This window comes from Microvirga sp. HS2, assembly GCF_055792805.1.
Genome location: NZ_JBVVAJ010000004.1, coordinates 70540 through 87612, shown reverse-complemented (window position 1 = coordinate 87612; position 17073 = coordinate 70540). Strand labels below are relative to the sequence as shown.

At 67.5% G+C, this 17073-nt stretch carries 19 protein-coding genes; 15 read left to right on the top strand and 4 right to left on the bottom strand.

From position 1 onward, the window contains the following. Nucleotides 1–29 precede the first annotated feature (29 nt). The 6 genes from xdhA to ybaK are packed head-to-tail and all read left to right on the top strand — an operon-like array spanning nt 30 to nt 6469. Nucleotides 30–1523: a xanthine dehydrogenase small subunit gene (gene xdhA / locus ACS5Q0_RS05460; protein WP_473125594.1), complete on the top strand. Its 1494-nt coding sequence runs from the start codon at nt 30–32 to the stop codon at nt 1521–1523. Nucleotides 1524–1527: 4 nt separating this feature from the next. Then, nucleotides 1528–3855 (top strand): xanthine dehydrogenase molybdopterin binding subunit, encoded by a 2328-nt coding sequence (gene xdhB / locus ACS5Q0_RS05455; protein ID WP_473125593.1) that lies wholly within the window; start codon nt 1528–1530, stop codon nt 3853–3855. Continuing rightward, nucleotides 3852–4817: a xanthine dehydrogenase accessory protein XdhC gene (xdhC, locus tag ACS5Q0_RS05450; RefSeq protein ID WP_473125592.1), complete on the top strand. Its 966-nt coding sequence runs from the start codon at nt 3852–3854 to the stop codon at nt 4815–4817. Before xdhB ends, xdhC begins: the two co-directional genes overlap by 4 nt. A gap of 5 nt (nt 4818–4822) precedes the next feature. Next, complete coding sequence (locus ACS5Q0_RS05445) at nt 4823–5308, top strand: nucleoside deaminase (protein WP_473125591.1); 486 nt, start codon at nt 4823–4825, stop codon at nt 5306–5308. A gap of 56 nt (nt 5309–5364) precedes the next feature. Then, complete coding sequence (locus ACS5Q0_RS05440; protein ID WP_473125590.1) at nt 5365–5973, top strand: urease accessory protein UreE; 609 nt, start codon at nt 5365–5367, stop codon at nt 5971–5973. 25 nt (nt 5974–5998) lie between these two features. Then, nucleotides 5999–6469, top strand: coding sequence for a Cys-tRNA(Pro) deacylase (gene ybaK / locus ACS5Q0_RS05435; RefSeq protein WP_473125589.1), 471 nt, complete (start codon nt 5999–6001; stop codon nt 6467–6469). A gap of 56 nt (nt 6470–6525) precedes the next feature. Here the strand turns inward: ybaK and ACS5Q0_RS05430 are convergent, their stop codons facing one another. Further along, complete coding sequence (locus tag ACS5Q0_RS05430; RefSeq protein WP_473125588.1) at nt 6526–6846, bottom strand: hypothetical protein; 321 nt, start codon at nt 6844–6846, stop codon at nt 6526–6528. 235 nt (nt 6847–7081) lie between these two features. Between ACS5Q0_RS05430 and dusA the strand changes: the two genes are divergently transcribed. From dusA to ACS5Q0_RS05415, 3 genes are all read left to right on the top strand, one after another. Beyond that, on the top strand, nt 7082–8092 hold the full coding sequence (gene dusA, locus ACS5Q0_RS05425; RefSeq protein ID WP_473125587.1) for a tRNA dihydrouridine(20/20a) synthase DusA: 1011 nt from the start codon (nt 7082–7084) through the stop codon (nt 8090–8092). A gap of 192 nt (nt 8093–8284) precedes the next feature. Then, on the top strand, nt 8285–8515 hold the full coding sequence (locus ACS5Q0_RS05420; protein ID WP_473125586.1) for a hypothetical protein: 231 nt from the start codon (nt 8285–8287) through the stop codon (nt 8513–8515). 51 nt (nt 8516–8566) lie between these two features. Then, nucleotides 8567–9364, top strand: a complete 798-nt coding sequence (locus ACS5Q0_RS05415; protein WP_473125585.1) for an ADYC domain-containing protein — start codon at nt 8567–8569, stop codon at nt 9362–9364. Nucleotides 9365–9367: 3 nt separating this feature from the next. On the opposite strand, the gene ACS5Q0_RS05410 is transcribed toward ACS5Q0_RS05415, so the two are convergent. The 3 genes from ACS5Q0_RS05410 to cobS are packed head-to-tail and all read right to left on the bottom strand — an operon-like array spanning nt 9368 to nt 11131. Further along, nucleotides 9368–10081 (bottom strand): retropepsin-like aspartic protease family protein, encoded by a 714-nt coding sequence (locus tag ACS5Q0_RS05410; protein WP_473125584.1) that lies wholly within the window; start codon nt 10079–10081, stop codon nt 9368–9370. Next, complete coding sequence (locus ACS5Q0_RS05405; RefSeq protein ID WP_473125583.1) at nt 10081–10278, bottom strand: DUF1289 domain-containing protein; 198 nt, start codon at nt 10276–10278, stop codon at nt 10081–10083. Before ACS5Q0_RS05405 ends, ACS5Q0_RS05410 begins: the two co-directional genes overlap by 1 nt. Before the next feature lie 16 nt (nt 10279–10294). After that, complete coding sequence (gene cobS, locus ACS5Q0_RS05400) at nt 10295–11131, bottom strand: adenosylcobinamide-GDP ribazoletransferase (protein WP_473125582.1); 837 nt, start codon at nt 11129–11131, stop codon at nt 10295–10297. Nucleotides 11132–11209: 78 nt separating this feature from the next. On the opposite strand from cobS, the gene cobT reads away from it, so the two are divergent. The 6 genes from cobT to ACS5Q0_RS05370 all read left to right on the top strand — a co-directional run bounded on the left by cobT (nt 11210) and on the right by ACS5Q0_RS05370 (nt 16993). Continuing rightward, nucleotides 11210–12235 (top strand): nicotinate-nucleotide--dimethylbenzimidazole phosphoribosyltransferase, encoded by a 1026-nt coding sequence (gene cobT, locus ACS5Q0_RS05395; RefSeq protein WP_473125581.1) that lies wholly within the window; start codon nt 11210–11212, stop codon nt 12233–12235. 2 nt (nt 12236–12237) lie between these two features. Then, nucleotides 12238–12741: a thermonuclease family protein gene (locus tag ACS5Q0_RS05390; protein ID WP_473125730.1), complete on the top strand. Its 504-nt coding sequence runs from the start codon at nt 12238–12240 to the stop codon at nt 12739–12741. A gap of 45 nt (nt 12742–12786) precedes the next feature. Continuing rightward, a complete protein-coding gene (locus tag ACS5Q0_RS05385) occupies nt 12787–13431 on the top strand; it encodes a uracil-DNA glycosylase family protein (RefSeq protein ID WP_473125580.1) in 645 nt (214 codons plus the stop codon). 6 nt (nt 13432–13437) lie between these two features. Then, on the top strand, nt 13438–14229 hold the full coding sequence (locus ACS5Q0_RS05380; protein ID WP_473125579.1) for an enoyl-CoA hydratase-related protein: 792 nt from the start codon (nt 13438–13440) through the stop codon (nt 14227–14229). 10 nt (nt 14230–14239) lie between these two features. Further along, entirely contained in the window at nt 14240–14446 is a 207-nt protein-coding gene (locus ACS5Q0_RS05375) for a hypothetical protein (RefSeq protein ID WP_473125578.1), read from the top strand. A gap of 99 nt (nt 14447–14545) precedes the next feature. Beyond that, on the top strand, nt 14546–16993 hold the full coding sequence (locus ACS5Q0_RS05370) for a caspase family protein (protein ID WP_473125577.1): 2448 nt from the start codon (nt 14546–14548) through the stop codon (nt 16991–16993). The last annotated feature ends 80 nt before the right edge of the window (nt 16994–17073 follow it).

Sequence of the window (17073 nt, the reverse complement as noted above, 5' to 3'; positions counted from 1 at the left end):
GGCCGGGAAGAACCCGGCGGAGGAATATCTTGGCACGAGACGCGATCCGCTTCTGGCGCAATGGTCAGCTCATCGAAGTTTCCGGCTTTCACCCGCGCACCACGCTCCTGGATTACTTGAGGCTTCAGGAGCGCCGGGTCGGAACGAAGGAGGGCTGCGCCGAAGGCGATTGCGGGGCTTGTACCGTAGCGCTTGGCCGTGCCTGGGGCGACCACGTCTGGTATCAGCCGGTCAATGCCTGCATCCTCCTCCTGGGCCAGGTGGACGGGGCAGAGGTCGTCACGGTCGAGGACCTGGCGAAAGACGGAAAGCTGCACCCCGTCCAGGCCGCCATGGTCGCAAACCATGGCTCGCAATGCGGCTTCTGCACGCCCGGCATCGTGATGAGCCTTTTCACGCTTTATCAGAATCATCCGAGGCCTCTGACCCGGGAGGCGGTCAACGATGCACTGGCGGGCAATCTCTGCCGCTGTACCGGCTATCGGCCTATCGTGGACGCGTCCTTGCAGGCCTGCGCCGAGGGGCCGGGTGATTCCTTCTCGCTGGCGAATGAGGAGACGGCGCGGGGGCTCAACGGGTTGAGGGATCGCCAAGACATCTTCATCCCTCACGGGAACGGTTTCTTCGCCGCTCCCGCCAGCGAAGCATCGCTCGCCGATCTTTACATGCAACATCCCGATGCCACGCTGGTTGCAGGTTCTACCGATGTGGGTCTCTGGATCACCAAGGGCATGGCGGAGCTTGAAAAGATCATCTGGCTCGGACGCATCACCAGCCTTTGTCACATCGTAAATCATATCGACGATAAGGGGGATGTGCTGAGCCTTGGCGCTGCCGCTACCCTGGCGCGGGCCTTCTCTGCGCTGAAGAACATCGATCCTGATCTCGGCGAGCTCGTGCGCCGCTTCGGTTCGGCGCAGATTCGCGCCTCCGGCACGGTCGGCGGCAACATTGCCAATGGGTCGCCCATCGGCGATCTCGCGCCGGCTCTCATCGCTCTGAGGGCCGAACTTGAACTACGGCGAGGCGAGGTGGTTCGGTCGCTTCCTCTCGAGGATTTCTTCATCGCCTATCGCAAGCAGGACCGCCTTCCAGGCGAGTTCGTGTGCAGCGTCAAGGTATCCAAGCCAAGGGAGAACGAGGCATTCCGCGCCTACAAGGTATCCAAGCGCTTCGATGAGGATATCTCCGCTGTCATGGGCGCCTTCAAAGTCACGCTCGACGGGCGAAGGATCGCCGGAGCCCGCATCGCGTTCGGCGGCATGGCGGGCATTCCGAAGCGCGCGCTGGAAACCGAAGCCGCGCTCGCAGGCGTTTCTCTCGATGAGCCATCGAGCTGGGGCGAGGCGATGGCCGCCATCGCGCGCGATTATCAACCCCTCGACGATCACCGCGCCTCTGCCGCTTACCGCCTGACGGTGGCGCGTAATCTCGTTTTCAAGGCGTTGAGCGAAATCGCGTCGGGCGAGACGCGCGCGACGCGGATCATCGGCCAGCGCGAGGCGCTCGAAGCAGCGGAGTAAGGCCATGAACGCACCCACCAAGCCTATGGATTCGGAAACGCTGCGCCACGTCCGTCAGCCCCTGCCGCACGATTCCGGCTCCAAGCATGTGCAGGGCGTCGCGCAATATATCGACGACATTCGCGAGCCGGAGGGCACGCTCCACGTGGCCATCGGCCAAGCCCCCAAAGCGCGCGGGCGGCTGGTGTCACTCGATGTCTCCGCGGTGCGCGATACGCCGGGGGTGGTGGCTGTTCTCACCATCGCCGACATTCCCGGCAGGAACGACGTCTCGCCGGCCTTCGGCGATGATCCGTTGTTCGTGGACAGCGAGATCAGCTTCCTCGGGCAGGCCGTGTTCGCGGTCGTCGCGACGACCCGCGACATCGCGCGGCGGGCGGTGAAGAAGGCGGTGATGGAGATCGTGTCCGAAACGCCGAGCATCACTGTGGAGGACGCGCTCGCGCGCGGCGAGACCGTGCTGCCCGATTACGCCTATGGCCGCGGCGATGTGGATGCGGCGCTCAAGGCCGCGCCGCAACAGCTCGAAGGCCAGTTTCGCGTCGGCGGGCAGGAGCACTTCTATCTCGAAGGGCAGGTGGCTTTCGCGATTCCGGGCGAGGACGGCGACATCCATGTCTATTCCTCGACCCAGCACCCGACGGAAGTGCAGCACGTGGTCGCCCGCGTGCTCGACATTCCCGACGCCTACGTGACCTGCGAAACCCGACGCATGGGCGGCGGTTTCGGCGGCAAGGAGAGCCAGGCGACGCAATGGGCCGTGACGGCAGCCCTGGCCGCGCGCGTCACCGGGCGTCCGTGCAAGATCCGCCTGGACCGCGACGATGATTTCATTCTCACGGGCAAGCGGCACGATTTCCGCTGCGACTGGCGCGTCGGCTTCGACGATGACGGACGCATCCAGGGTTACGCCGTCGATCTGCTTGCGCGATGCGGCTATTCGGCGGACCTCTCCGCCGGCGTGGTAGATCGCGCCATGTTCCATGCGGACAATGCCTATTGGATGCCCGCCGTCCACATCGCCTCGAAGCGGCTCAAGACCAACACGGTCTCGAACACCGCCTTCCGCGGCTTTGGCGGCCCGCAGGGCATGCTCGCCATCGAGCATGTGATGGACCGGATCGCATGGGCGACGGGCCGCGATCCGCTCGACGTGCGCTACGCCAATTTCTACCGGCCGGGCGACAATCTCACGCCATACGGCATGGAGGTGGAAGAGACGGATACGCTCCACGATCTCGTGCGCATGCTCGAGAAGACGTCGGAGTACCGCGAGCGCCGCAAGGCCGTCGCGGCCTACAACGCAACCTCGCCGATCATGAAGCGCGGCATCGCTTTGACGCCGGTGAAGTTCGGCATCAGCTTCACGCTCACGCACATGAACCAGGCGGGCGCGTTGGTGCACGTGTACCAGGACGGCTCCGTGCATCTCAACCACGGCGGCACGGAGATGGGGCAGGGGCTCTATATCAAGGTGGCGCAGGTGGTGGCCGAGGAGTTCGGCATCGCCATGGAGCGCGTGCGCATCACCGCCACGACGACGGCCAAGGTCCCAAACACCTCACCCACGGCCGCGTCCTCCGGCTCGGACCTCAACGGCATGGCCGCGAAGATCGCGGCGGGCGCGATCAAGAAGCGCATGATTGCCCATGCGGCCGAATCCTATGGCGTGCCCGAGGATCAGATCGAATTCCGCGACGACCGCGTGTTCATCGGCAACGAGAGCATCCCCTTCGACGAGCTGGTGAAGAGGTGTGTTCTCGGCCGCGTGCAGCTCTCTGAGGCGGGACACTACAAGACGCCGAAGATCACCTGGGATCGCGAGAAGGGAACGGGACGTCCCTTCTTCTACTTCGCTTACGGCGCTGCCTGTTCGGAGGTGATCGTCGATACGCTCACTGGCGAGAACCGGCTTCTGCGCGCGGACATCCTTCACGATGTGGGCCGGTCTCTCAATCCGGCCATCGATATCGGCCAGATCGAGGGCGGCTTCGTGCAGGGCATGGGCTGGCTTACCACGGAGGAGCTGGTATTCGGCAAGGACGGGCATCTCCTCACGCACGCCCCCTCCACCTACAAGATCCCGGTGGCCTCCGATGTGCCCGCCGATTTCCGCGTGGCGCTTTATCCCAACGCCAACCGGGAGGAGACGGTCTACCGCTCAAAGGCCGTCGGCGAGCCGCCGATCATGCTCGCGAACAGCGTGTTCTGCGCCCTGGCCGATGCGGTCCATGCGCTGGATCCTTCGAAGCCCGTGCCGCTCGATGCGCCCGCGACCCCAGAGGCGATCCTGCGCGCCTGCGAGGCTCTGCGGGGGAGGCTCATGGGGTGAGGGTCTGGCGCCAACTCACCGATTTCATTACGCGGCATGGGGCTGCTGCCCTGATCAGTGTGCACGAGGTGAAGGGCTCCGCGCCGCGAGAGGTCGGGGCGCATATGGTCGTGCGGCCCGACGGCGCGTTCCACGGCACCATCGGCGGCGGCCAGCTCGAATTCCTCATGCTCGACGTGGCCCGTGAGATGCTCGGCGAGGGGCGGGGACCGGCCAGAATCGTCGATCAGGCGCTCGGCCCCGATCTCGGCCAGTGCTGCGGCGGGCGGGTGAAGATCCTCGTCGAGACCTTCGACCGGCGCGACCTCGACGACATCGCGCCTCTCGTCGAAGCCGAGGCCAAGGGAAACCTCTTCGACGTCGAATGCAGCCTGGAGAACGGGCGCGTCAGGCGCGAGCTGGCATCGGTGGCGGATACGGGCCCGGGGGCGCAATGGCGCGAGACCCATGGCGAGGATCGCACGCCCGTCCTTCTCTTCGGCGCGGGGCATGTGGGCCGCGCGCTCGTGCTGGCGCTCGCCCCTCTGCCATTTTCCGTGCGCTGGCTCGACGACCGGGAGGGGACCTTTCCCTCCCATGTGCCGGCGAATGCGGCGGCTGTCCGCATGCGGAGCCCCGAAGCCGAAATCGAGCAGGCGCGGCCGGATTCTTTCATCCTCGTGATGACGCACGACCACCCGCTCGACTTGGCCATCACGGCGGCGGCCCTGGGGCGCGGCTTTCCCTATGTGGGCCTGATCGGCAGCGCCACGAAGCGGGCGCGGTTTGAGAAGCGATTCCGCGAGATCGGGATGCCCCGGGAGACGATCGCATCGCTGGTCTGCCCCATCGGAATTTCGGGCATCGCCGACAAGGATCCGGCGGTCATCGCCGCCTCCGTGGCCGCCCAGCTGCTTCAGGAGCGGGAGCGCCGCCGGCTCGACCGAAATCGCTCGCCTCTCGTGTTCCCAGGCGATACATAAGCGTCATGACGGACATGAACACACAAGACCAGCGCTATCTCGCGCGCGCCATCGAGCTGTCACGCCAGCACATGGATGAGGGGGCCGGAGGTCCCTTCGGGGCCGTGGTCGTGCGCGACGGGACGATTCTGGCCGAAGGCTGGAACCAGGTGACCTCCACCAACGACCCCACCGCCCATGCGGAGGTCACGGCGATCCGCCGCGCCTGCCAGGCGGTCGGTGATTTCTCCCTGGAGGGCGCCACGCTCTATACGAGCTGCGAGCCATGCCCCATGTGCCTGGCCTCCGCCTATTGGGCGCGGGTGTCGCGCATCGTCTTTGCCAATACCCGCGATGACGCCGCCGCGATCGGCTTCGACGACAGCCTGATCTACGACGAGATTCCCAAGCCGGTCTCGGAGCGCCTCATCCCCATGGACCACCTGCCGAGCCTGGAGGCCAAGGCCGTCTTCGACGCCTGGGCCGACAAGGCGGACAAGATCGCGTATTAACTGTCTCCCTGCGCTTCCTATCTAACGCTCATCCAGACCTTACCCGAGACACAGCCATGCCCCGCGTCACCACCATCGTCCGCAAGCCCGCCGTGAAGGCCGACCGTGTCGTCGACACGGTGACCCTCGACCACACGGCCAGAAACCGCCGGCAGGCGAATCTGAAAGGTGAGGGCGGCACGGAGATCCTGCTCGATCTCGACATGGAGACCACCATCAACGACGGCGATGCGCTCCGCCTTGAGGATGGCCGCCTCGTTCAGGTGAAGGCCAAGCCCGAGGCGCTGCTGGAGGTGAAGGCCGAGAACCCGCTTCGTCTCATGCGCCTCGCCTGGCACCTGGGCTCGAACCACGGCCTCGCAGAGATCGCGGGTGACGCCCTCTATATCGAGAACGACCCGGCTCTCGCGGAGCTGGCGCGCGGGCAGGGCTGTACGGTGACCCCGGTGGAGCGCCCGTTCAAGCCGGAGCGCAGCACCCATGTCTGCGACCATGAGCACGGCCATGGGCATCACCACGGGCACGAGCACCACCATCACGATCATGCGCACGGGCATTCGCACGATCACCAGCATGGTCATGAGCATGGGCACGATCATCCCCATGAGCATGGTCACGGCTGCGGCTGCGGCGGCCACCATCATGGGCACAAGCACGATCACTGATCCCGCCTTGTCCTGAAGCCACCTCATGTCCAAGACGACCCGGGCCACGCAGGCCCTCCAGCAGGCGGGCGTTCCCTTCACGGTCCATGCTTACGCGTATGACCCGGACGCGGAGCGCATCGGCCTGCAGGCGGCCGAGGCCATGGGGGTGGATCCCAACGGCGTGCTCAAAACCTTGATGGTGCTGGTGGATGGAAAGCCGGCCTGCGTCGTCGTTCCCTCCGACCGGGAGGTGAACCTTAAAAAGCTTGCCGCGGCTCTGGGCGGCAAGGCGGCGCAGATGATGAAGCCCGCCGATGCGGAGCGGGTCACCGGCTATCATGTGGGCGGCATCAGCCCCTTCGGCCAGAAGAAGCGCGTTCCGACTCTCGTCGAGCGAGCGGCCCTTGCTCATGAAGAGGTCTACATGAACGGCGGCCAGCGTGGGCTTCAGGTCAGGCTGAAACCAAGTGATGCCATCTCGGCGCTAGGCGCCAAGGTGGCAGATCTGATCTGAGATCGGAAAGGACGCGGAGGGAGCGCGCGACGTCCCTCCGCAATCCGCGAGAAGAGTTACTTGACCTTGACCGTCGAGGAGGTCGAGCCCGAGGCGCCCGTCGGCAGCTTCTTCTGCTGGCCGGGGGCGTAGCCGGAAGCGCCAGGGGCCGTGACGGAGCCGGTCGTATCCGACTTCATCTGGTGGCCGGGGGCGTAACCCGAAGCGCCGGGGGTGGTCACCGAGCCGGACGTATCCGACTTCATCTTCTGACCGGGTGCAAATTGAGTTGCGCTGTTCGCGTTTATGTTTCCGTGAGAAGTCTGCGCATACGTCGCCGCAGGAAGCGCCATCATCATGGCGGCAGCACAAGTAATACCAAGCACTTTCTTCATCATTACGCTCCTTGAGGGATGCGGTTATTGGACCTGGAGAACGTATTCTCAGGGCGAGTGTTCCAAGCGTTGCCGATAAGAAAAATATACAATTTTATGCTTGATGTGCGGAACGATATTAGCCAAGATTAGGTAGTCGCGGCCCGCGTGTGACACTGGCGATCGCTTATTTTCCTTGTGATCGTCGCCGCGATATTGGAAAAGGGCCGCCTGACCCGAGCCCGATCGCACCTGAACGATGACCCAGAAATTCTTCACCGTTGCGCCTATGATGGACTGGACCGACCGGCATTGCCGCGCGTTCCACCGGGTCATGTCGCGCCGGGCGCGGCTTTATACGGAGATGGTGACCACGGGCGCGGTCATCTTCGGGCCGCGGGAGCGGCTCCTCGGCTTCAGCGAGACCGAGCATCCGGTGGCGGTGCAGCTCGGCGGATCGAACCCGGAGGAGCTTGCCCAGGCGGCCAAGATCTGCGCCGATTTCGGCTATGACGAGATCAACCTCAATGTGGGTTGCCCCTCCGATCGAGTACAGAACGGACGTTTCGGGGCCTGCCTCATGCAGGAGCCCGTGCTCGTGGGCGAATGCGTGGCAGCCATGAAGGCTGCCGTCTCCTTGCCGGTGACGGTGAAGTGCCGCATCGGCGTGGACGATCAGGACACGCAAGAGGCCCTCGACCGCCTGACCGAATGCGTCGTCGCGTCCGGCTGCGACGAGCTGACGGTCCATGCCCGCAAGGCTTGGCTGAAGGGCCTGTCGCCCAAGGAGAACCGGGACATTCCGCCTCTGGATTATGACCGTGTCTATCGTCTCAAGGCGGTGCGGCCCGACCTGCCCATCGCGATCAACGGCGGCATCAAGAGCTGGGCCGAGATCTACGGGCATCTCGCGCATGTGGACGGGGTCATGCTGGGCCGTGTCGCCTATCACGAGCCGGAGATCCTGCTCGGCGTGGACCGGGAGCTTTACGGTGAGGAGCCGCCGGTAGCCGACGGCTTCGAGGCGATCGAGGCTTACGAACCCTACATCGCTGCGCAGTTGCAGAAGGGCGAGCGCCTGAGCAGAATCACCCGGCACATGCTCGGCCTCTTCACGGGCCGCCCGGGAGCGCGGGCCTACCGCCGTCATCTGGCGACGGAAGCGGTCAAGCCGGGAGCCGATCTCCAGACCCTTCGCGATGCGGTGGCGCACGTCTCCCGCGCCATGGAGCGCCTGGATCAGGCAAACGCAGCGGCGGACGCGGCCTGACCATTCGGGCGAGCGGATCCTGGCGGCAGAGGGCGAGAAGTCGGTCTCGGGCCATACCGACGGGTGCGATACCGCACGCCTGTGAATGAAATTACATCGCATGGTCTTTACTGAAACAATGTTCGAGCTATTTTAGCCATGTCGGGAATGGCCAAGCTTGCTGCCGCCACCCGAACATTGTGGGAGACCATCATGAAGATCCGCTCTATCTCAGCCGCCTTTGCTCTCGGGCTCGGCCTCGTCGCAGCCGCGGAGGCACAGGCTTGGTTTGCCGGGATCGAGGATGAGAGGCCGCCGCCGAATGGCGCGAACGGCCTGAGTGCGAATGGCATCACCGTCAACGGGATCGCAAGGCAGGGCCTTGCGTCCGACAAGGTGGAGGCCGTCCTCCTGAAGGACGGTTCGCGCGTCCTTCTCAAGTAAATCCACGAAGCAGCGAGCGGCTCTCCGGCGCGCCGGAGAGCCGTCGATCCCATGCGCCGACGTGCTGTCCTCTTTTGGGGGCTGATCCTCCTCTTTGCCTTCGGACGGGGCCTGCCGCTGCAGGCCCTCGAAGGGCAGATCCGGCTCGAGGACACGGAACTGGTCCTGAGGCTCGACGATGGCCGTATCCTGCGCGGGGACGACCTCGTCGGCATGACGCTGGTCCTCCGGCAGGGGCAGCAGGACGTCGAGGTCCGGATCGACGGGTTCGAGGAGGACCGGACCATCCTTCGCGCGCCCTTGCCGCTCTATCACCTGTCCGTGCACCAGGCCGACGGGGGCGCGACGGATCTCTGCCATCCCGATCCGGGCGGGCGCCGCGCGGCCTTCGCATTCCCCGATGGGAAGGGAGGCTTCAATCTCACCTGCACCAGTGGCGCGGAGGGCAAGTGCGTCCTGTTCGGATACCGCCCCTGGGAGGCGAGGGAGGGCGTACCGATGGGCGACCTTCTCCGGGCCTGCATCCACCTGCTGCGCGCCGATTACGGGGGCGACGACCGCCCGAGCACGAAGAACGGCACCCTGGTCAATCTCTACGACCGGTTCGGGATTCAGGATCCGGGCGTCGCCGCCGGCATGGCGTTCGAGGCGGCCTGGGGGGCGGAAGGGGCGATCTGCGTCGCGCACCCGCGCATTCCCGACAACATCACCCTCGATGAGCTCGCAGAACGCTACCCGCGCCTCAAGGGGCACCTCGGGCCGGAAGCCTGCAGCGAGGATGCCATGCGCGCGGATCCGCGCGCGCTCATTTTCAACCAATCGGCGGTGACCGAGCCCGGGCGCAAGTGACGGTCACTCCGCTCGGCTGAGAGTGTCCTTCGCCCTCAGGATCAGGCGGTTGCCACGCACCTCGTAGGAGCCGAGGCGTTCCAGGAACGTCATGCCGAGGAGATTGGCGTGCAGCACGCCTTCGCGGGCGATGAGCGCGCGCACGTTGCGCTCGGTGATCGGCCCGACGGACAGGCTCTCGATGACGACGGGAGCCGCGAGCGCCCCGCCGTTCGCCGTTGCGACGGGAACGGAATAATCGAGCGTTTCCGGCTTGAAGCCGAGGGTGATCGCATTGTCCGCGCGCAGCACCACGGTGCTCGCGCCGGTGTCGAAGACGAAGCGCGTGTCATGCCCATTGACCTTGCCCTGGAGCAGGAAGCTGCCGTCCGTCTTGCGCGCCGCGACCACCTCGCCATTCGGCGTCACCACCGTGCGTCCGACCGCGATGTCGCCGATGGCGCGGTCGAGAACGGTCTGCAACTCGCTGCGTGAGGCGTACGTCACGAGGAGCGCGATCAGCACGCCGCCGCTCACGGCGGTCGCCTGCACGCCATAGGTCCAATGCTGGCCGAAACCTTCGATGATAGAGGCGGCGAGAATCAGGCTGATGCCGCCGAGGCCCAGGAGACCTGCGGCCTCGAGGGGAGACAGATCGGCGATGGGGGCATCGGCGAAGAGGGCGATCAGCAGCGCCGCGATCAGCAGCAACCCGCCTGCGCCACGAATCCCCGGCATCACTCGGCCTTGTCGCGTTCGGGGGCGAAGGCCTCGCGCATGCGCTCCGGCAACTGCGCCATGATTTTCTGGCGCTCCTCCTCCGGCAGGCGGTACCAGCGCGTGATCTCCTCCCGCGTGCGGCCGCAGCCTTCGCAGAGCCCGGTTTCGGGGTCGAGGGTGCAGACGCGGATGCAGGGGCTGGAGACGCGGACCATGATTCCTCACATGTCGTTACGGCTGGAGCGCGGTCAAGAGGCCGATCAGCGCGGCGATCTCCGCCATCTGCTGGGCCGCCCCGGCGATGTCGCCCGTCTGGCCGCCGAGGTGCCGGTCCGCGAGACGGATGAACCCCCAGCCGATCAGCCCGGACAACACGACCATCAGGGCGATGCCCGGCGGCGGCAGAGCGCCGATCAGGCCGAGGACGATGGCGATGAGCCCCGCCAGTCCCGCTGCGAGCCAGAAGCTTTCCTGGGATGGCTGTCCCACCGCATAAGCCGCGCCGTCGATGCGGGCCGGGGAGAGGAAGACAAGGGGCATGAGGCCCGCGATGCGGGAGAGGGAGGCCGTGATCAGCAGCGCCAGGACTCCGGTCGTCCACCCGGCAACCATCGTCACATGCGCCAGCGCTCCGATCCGGAGCAGAAGGACGAGGAACAGGGCGGAGGCACCGAAGGAGCCGATCCGGCTGTCGCGCATGATCTCCAGCCGGCGCTCCCGGGTCGAGCCGCCGAAGCTGTCGGCGGTGTCGGCGAGCCCGTCCTCGTGAAACGCTCCGGTGGTCAGGGTCGCCGCCGCGACGGCGAGGATGGCCGAGAGCCAGGGGCCGAGTCCGAGGAAATGCGCGCAGGCGAGGGCGAGCGCCGGGAGCATGCCGAGGACGAGGCCCGCGAGGGGCAGGACCCGCACGAGGCGGGGGAAGTCCGGCAGCGCATGGGCGTTCTGCTCCCAAGGCAGGACTGGCACCGGAAGCCGGGAATAGAAGCGCAGGCAGTGGGCCAAATCGACGGCAAGCGTCCGCCAGAAGCCGGTCGAGGCGTTCTGCGGCGTTTCGATTTGCTCGGACATGCTTCACCCCGGGTGGTTCGCCCGCTATAGGTCACGCCGCATCAGATTCCGCAATGCCCTGACGGGCCGGAGCCCCCTATGACCCATCCCGCATCCTCGCCCTTCGACGACATCCGCCGCCTGATCACGACCATGCCCGGTCCGGACGAGGCGGCCATCGAAGCCGTGCGGCTGCGGGACCGGCAGCTGACGAAGCCGGCCGGCAGCCTCGGGCGCCTGGAATGGCTGGCCGAGTGGCTCGCCGCCTGGCAGGGCAAGCCCAATCCGACCGTGGACCGTCCGCTGGTATGCGTGTTCGCCGGAAGCCACGGCGTGACGGCCAAGGGCGTGTCGGCCTATCCGTCCGAGGTGAACCGCCAGATGCTGGAGAATTTCGCGGCGGGCGGCGCGGCCATCAATCAGATCTGCGCGGCCTATGGCCTCGGTTTCAAGGTGTTCGACCTCGCCCTCGACATGCCCACGGGCGACATCACCGAGACGGAGGCCATGGACGAGAAGGCCTGCGTCGCCACGATGGCCTTCGGCATGGAGGCGATTGCCGGCGGCACCGACCTGCTGGCTGTCGGCGAAATGGGCATCGGCAACACCACCGTGGCGGCCGCCATCTACGCCGCGCTCTATGGGGGCCCTGCGGAGCATTGGGTCGGGCGCGGCACCGGGCTCGACGACGAGGGCCTGAAGCGCAAGATCGCCGCCGTCGAGGCTGCGATCGCCCACCATGGCGATCACCTCAAGGACCCGCTCGAGGTGCTGCGCCGCCTCGGAGGCCGCGAGGTTGCCGCCATCGCGGGCGCGATCCTGGCGGCCCGCCTCCAGCGGATTCCCGTCGTGCTCGACGGCTATGTGGCGACCGCTGCGGCGGCCGTTCTCCACGCCATCCACCCCTCGACCATCGACCATTGCGTGGCCGGTCACCTCAGCGCGGAGGGCGCGCATCAGGACGTGCTCGCGCGCCTCGGCAAGATCCCGCTCCTGGCGCTGGGCATGCGCCTGGGCGAGGGATCGGGGGCGGCTCTGGCCATGGGCATCGTGAAGGCCGCCGCCGCCGTCCATCGCGACATGGCGACCTTCGGCCAGGCGGGAGTCTCCGAGCGCCTGTCGTGAGGATGCGCCGACGCCGCTCCAGGGGGAGCGGCCTCCCGTCCCTGATCATCGCCCTGGCCCTGGCCGGCGGGTCGGTGATCGCCCTGAAGCCCAATGGCCGCGCTCTGGAGGGCCGCGCCCATGTCACGGACGGCGACACGATCCGCATCGGCGACGACAGGATCCGCCTGAAGGGCATCGACGCACCGGAGATGGAGCAGAGCTGCACGCGCTCGGGACGGTCCTACCGCTGCGGCGACGCAGCGCGCCGGGCGCTCATCGACATCGTCTCCGGCGAGGCGGTGCAATGCCGCTCGTCCGGCCGCGACCGCTACCGGCGCATTCTCGCCCGCTGCACCGTGAAGGGGAGCGACATCGGCGCCCGCATGGTGGAGGAGGGCTGGGCGGTCTCCTACGGACGAGACTACGACCCGCAGGAGATGCTAGCGCGCAGCCGCGGGGCCGGGCTCTGGGCGGGCGACTTCGAGCGGCCGCAGGATTGGCGGCGCTCCCGCGCGGGCAAGTGAGGCACGCCGCTCGCGAAAGATGGCGGCCATCCCCATCTGTGACGAATGGATTCCCCTCCCGATTTCGATGAACTCGCCCGTGACCTGCGCGCCTGCCGCATATGCCGCGATGCGCCGCGGCACGGCCGGGCCCTGCCTCACGAGCCGCGTCCCATCATCCAGGGCAGCGCCTCGGCGCGTCTTTGCATCGCCAGTCAGGCCCCCGGAACCCGGGCCCACGCGAGCGGCATCCCCTTCGACGACCGCTCGGGCGCGAGGCTGCGGGAATGGCTGGGGCTCGACAGGGCGGACTTCTACGACGCGTCCAAGGTCGCCATCGTGCCCATGGGGGCTTGCTTCCCGGGACAGGATGCCAAGGGCGGAGACCTGGGGCCGCGAAAGGAATGCGCGGACACCTGGCGGCGGCCGCTGTTTCAGGCGCTCCCCCGTCTCGAACTCGTCCTGCTCATCGGCCGATATGCCCAAGCCTGGCATTTGGGCGACGATTTCCGGGACGGCCTGACCCCTACCGTGCGGCGATGGCGGGAGATTCTCGCAGGTCCACAAAAGCCGCGCATCCTCCCGCTTCCGCACCCGTCCTGGCGCAACAACGGCTGGCTCAGGACCAATTCCTGGTTCGAAGACGAGCTTTTGCCTGTTCTTCGCTCCGAAATCCGCTCTATGTTCGAGCGTGACTATTCGGAGGCTTGAGACGGCATGAACCTGACGACCCTGCGCTGCACCGTGGAAGGGCCTGTCGCCACCATCGCGTTGGCCCGGCCCGACAAGCTGAATGCCCTGAACGGCACCATGCATGCCGAATTGCGGGAAGCTCTCGACCGGTGCGAGCGGGACGAGGCCGTGCGCGTGGTGGTGCTGACCGGGGAGGGCAGGGCGTTCTCCTCGGGACAGGATCTGACCGAGAACCTGCCGAAGGACGAGCAGGGCCGCATCGATCTCGGACCTCCGCTGGAGCGCGACTACAATCCCCTGATCCTCAGGCTCGCCGATTACTCCAAGATCACCATTGCGGCCCTCAACGGTCCGGCGGTCGGCGCGTCCATGAACATCGCGCTCGCCTGCGATATCGTCGTGGCCGCGCGCTCCGCCTATCTGCAGGAGGCCTTCGCCAGGATCGCCCTCGTCCCGGACGCGGGCGGCACCTGGATCCTGCCGCGTCTCGTCGGCCCCAAGCGGGCGCTCGCCCTCATGCTCACCGCCGAGCCGGTTCCCGCCGAGGAGGCGCAGCGGATGGGCCTCGTCTTCAAGGTCTTCGACGATGCCTCGTTCGCGGTCGATGTCGCCGCTTTCGCGGCCGCAATCGCCCAGGGTCCCGGCCTGGCGCAGCGCCTGACCAAGCAGGCCGTGGCGCAAAGCCTCTCCAACGACTTGCAGGCCCAGCTCGATGTCGAGGCCCGGCTTCAGAGAGAGGCGGGGTTCAGCCGCGATTTCACTGAGGGCATCGCGGCCTTCCGCGAGAAGCGCGCTCCGCGCTTCGAAGGCCGGTGAGGGAACCGCCATGCGCCGCCTGCCCTGGATCCTCATTCTCGCAACCCTGGCCGTCGTGATCGGGCTCTTCGTGGGCCGCGATCCGGAACATGCCCAGCGCCTCTCCGACATGTACCGGAACGTGGCGTTCACGGGCGAGTCCCGCGAGCTGGTCATCACGCTGCTGGCCCTCGGGATTGGAGCCTTCATCGTCTATCTCACCGTAACGCGGCGGTAGTCGCTGGGGCGCCCCAGTTTGTTCACGACGCGTTCAACCGGATCTTCTTACCTTCGCCGTGCAATGCCCGCTTCATCGAGCGAGAAAGGTTCGCGCACCGTGTACCATCTGAAACGTGCTATCGTTTTTACCGTCTTCGTTCTGACGGCCTTTGCGGGATCCGCTTCCTCGGCTTCCGCGCAGCAGCGCCTCGCACTGGTGATCGGCCAGAGCGCCTATGACGGCCGCCAGCTCGCCACCGCCGCCAACGACGCGGGCCTCATCGCCCAGACGCTCACCAGCGCCGGCTTCGAGGTGGTTCAGGGTCGCGACCTGAACGCCAACGATCTGCGTGGCGTGGTGCGCGACTTCCTGGACAAGGCCCAGGATCTCGGGAACGACGATGCGGTGATGGTCTATCTCTCGGGCTATGGCCTGCAGCTCGAAGGCGAGAACTATCTCCTGCCGGTCGACGCCCGAATCCAGCGGGATGCCGATATCCCGATCGAGGGCTTTCGCCTGTCGGATCTGGTCCGCTCGCTGGAGCGCATTCCGGCCCGGACGCGCGTCGTCGTCGCCGACATGGCGCGCGACTTTTCGCTCCCGGCCGGCAGCGACCCGATCGCCCGTGGCCTGGCTCTCATGGAGCCACCCGCCGGCTTCCTGATCGCCTTCTCCTCTGCTCCGGGCATCACCACCGGCGATGCGCCCGGGCCTTACGGGCATTACGCCACGGCTCTCGCGGAAACGATCCGCCAGCCCGGCGTGCCCCTGGACGAGGTGTTCAATCGCGTCCGCCTGCGCACGCACGAGACGACGCAGGGCCTGCAGACTCCCTGGCACATGGCCAATCTCGGCGATGCGTCCTTCGTGTTCTTCGAGCCCGAGGAATCTGCGTCGGTGCCGCCTCCCGTCCGCGAGGTGCGCCGCATCGAGGAGGTGCCCGCCGAGGAGGCCTACAACATCGCCGTCGAGCGCGACACCATCCAGGATTACCAGGCCTTCCTGCGGCGCTATCCCGATCATCCGCTCGCCCGCCGCGTCGCGGCGCTGCTGGCGGCCCGCCGCGAGGCGGTCGTCTGGCGCCGCACGGTCAGCCACAACACCAGCGAAGCGTACTGGACCTATCTGCGCCGCTATCCGGAGGGCCCGCATGCCGCGGATTGCCGCCGCAGGCTCGTGCGCCTGTCCGCGCCGGTCGCGCCGCCGCCGGTCTTCGAGGAGGTGGTCTACGACGACCTGCCGCCCCCGCTTCCCGTGGTAGAGCGGGTCGAGGTCGTGGAAGTCGTGACGATCATCCGCGAGGCTCCGCCGCCCCCGCCGCCGCCGGTCTATTTCCGCTCCTATTACGATGACGAGGACGTGGAGTTCGTCACGATCATCCGGGAGCCGCCTCCGCCCCCGGTCCTGGTCGGCGTGCTGCCGATCCCGGCCCCGATCCCAGTCCCGCGCTATGCCCGTCCGCCGCGCTCGTTCTATCAGCCGATCGCACCCGTGACGCCCCGCGGCCCCGTCGCGATCCCGGTGGCCCCGCCGCCGATCGCCTCGCCCCTGATGGGCCGGCAGGACGCGCCTCGCCCTCCGCGCGGCTTCCGTCCGGCTCCGGTCGTGCCGCGCCAGCCTGGGCTGGTCGCGCAGCCTGAGCCGATTCCGGTCTCCTTGCGCCCGGCCGCGCCGCGGCAGCCGAATATCCGGCCTGACGCGTCCGCGCCCGCGCCCGAGGTCCGGAGGCCGCGCCTGCCGAGCCGTCCGATTCCCGTGCCGGCGGCCGCACGGCCGGAGGCGGATCGTCCTTCGCCTGTGGCTCCGCGCCCGTTCGCTCCCGCGCCCGGCGCTCCCGGGCGGCCCGTCCCTGCCGATGACGACAGGCAGGACCGGGCGCCGCGGCCGACGCTTCCGCCGGCGCCGCGTCCCGCCGCATCGGCACGGGAGGTTCCTGATGCCGCGCCGCGTATCCCGGGTCCCCGAATCGAGGGGGACCGCCCGGCCGTAGCCCGTCAGCCGCGTCCCGATGTCGAGCGGGAGCGGCCTGCCACGCCGCCGCGCCCGCGTCTGGACACGGAGCGAGTGAGGCCTGCCGCACCGCGTCCGGTCCCCAGCGTCGAGCAGGAACGCCCTGCGATGCCGCGTCCTCCACGGCCCCGCCTCGATGACGATCGTCAGATCGAACCTCGCCCGGCGCGCCCGGTCGTCCGGGAGGAGGAGCGTGCGCGTCCGCCGCGTCCTGTCGTGCAGCCGAGGCCTGAGCCGCGGATCGAGGCGCCGCGTCGTGTGGAGCCCGCAGCCCCGCGGGTTCCGCAGATGCGGCCCGAGCCCGACCGGCCTGCGCCGCAGGCGCGAGAGATCCGGCGGCCGCAGCCGATGATGGAGCCTCGTCCGGTTCCGCAGGAGAGGCCTCAGCCTCCTCGGTTCGCCCCTGCGGCCAGGCCGCAGCCGGAAGCGCCCGCCTTCCGACCGGCAGCTCCCCCGCGCGCGCCTTCCGCCCGCGAGGAGGTTCGGAGGGCTCCCGCTCCGGCCCAGAACAGGCCGCCCTGTCTGCCCGGGCGTCCCTGCAAAGAGGAACGGTGAGGGAAAAACGAAAGCGCCGGCCCCATGAAGGGCCGGCGCTTTTTCATGCTTTTCGGGTTTGTGGCCGACAGCCGCCCGGG

What these genes read in the sequence shown, in the direction of transcription:
- ACS5Q0_RS05375 (WP_473125578.1), top strand. Translation starts at nt 14,240, where the DNA reads ATGCGCCGCCTGCCCTGGATCCTCATTCTCGCAACCCTGGCCGTCGTG.
- dusA (WP_473125587.1), top strand. Translation starts at nt 7,082, where the DNA reads ATGACCCAGAAATTCTTCACCGTTGCGCCTATGATGGACTGGACCGAC.
- ACS5Q0_RS05440 (WP_473125590.1), top strand. Translation starts at nt 5,365, where the DNA reads ATGCCCCGCGTCACCACCATCGTCCGCAAGCCCGCCGTGAAGGCCGAC.
- ACS5Q0_RS05410 (WP_473125584.1), bottom strand. Translation starts at nt 10,081, where the DNA reads ATGCCGGGGATTCGTGGCGCAGGCGGGTTGCTGCTGATCGCGGCGCTG.
- cobS (WP_473125582.1), bottom strand. Translation starts at nt 11,131, where the DNA reads ATGTCCGAGCAAATCGAAACGCCGCAGAACGCCTCGACCGGCTTCTGG.
- ACS5Q0_RS05445 (WP_473125591.1), top strand. Translation starts at nt 4,823, where the DNA reads ATGACGGACATGAACACACAAGACCAGCGCTATCTCGCGCGCGCCATC.
- ACS5Q0_RS05380 (WP_473125579.1), top strand. Translation starts at nt 13,438, where the DNA reads ATGAACCTGACGACCCTGCGCTGCACCGTGGAAGGGCCTGTCGCCACC.
- ACS5Q0_RS05420 (WP_473125586.1), top strand. Translation starts at nt 8,285, where the DNA reads ATGAAGATCCGCTCTATCTCAGCCGCCTTTGCTCTCGGGCTCGGCCTC.
- ACS5Q0_RS05390 (WP_473125730.1), top strand. Translation starts at nt 12,238, where the DNA reads ATGCGCCGACGCCGCTCCAGGGGGAGCGGCCTCCCGTCCCTGATCATC.
- ACS5Q0_RS05415 (WP_473125585.1), top strand. Translation starts at nt 8,567, where the DNA reads ATGCGCCGACGTGCTGTCCTCTTTTGGGGGCTGATCCTCCTCTTTGCC.
- ACS5Q0_RS05430 (WP_473125588.1), bottom strand. Translation starts at nt 6,846, where the DNA reads ATGATGAAGAAAGTGCTTGGTATTACTTGTGCTGCCGCCATGATGATG.
- xdhB (WP_473125593.1), top strand. Translation starts at nt 1,528, where the DNA reads ATGAACGCACCCACCAAGCCTATGGATTCGGAAACGCTGCGCCACGTC.
- ACS5Q0_RS05385 (WP_473125580.1), top strand. Translation starts at nt 12,787, where the DNA reads ATGGATTCCCCTCCCGATTTCGATGAACTCGCCCGTGACCTGCGCGCC.
- ybaK (WP_473125589.1), top strand. Translation starts at nt 5,999, where the DNA reads ATGTCCAAGACGACCCGGGCCACGCAGGCCCTCCAGCAGGCGGGCGTT.
- ACS5Q0_RS05405 (WP_473125583.1), bottom strand. Translation starts at nt 10,278, where the DNA reads ATGGTCCGCGTCTCCAGCCCCTGCATCCGCGTCTGCACCCTCGACCCC.
- cobT (WP_473125581.1), top strand. Translation starts at nt 11,210, where the DNA reads ATGACCCATCCCGCATCCTCGCCCTTCGACGACATCCGCCGCCTGATC.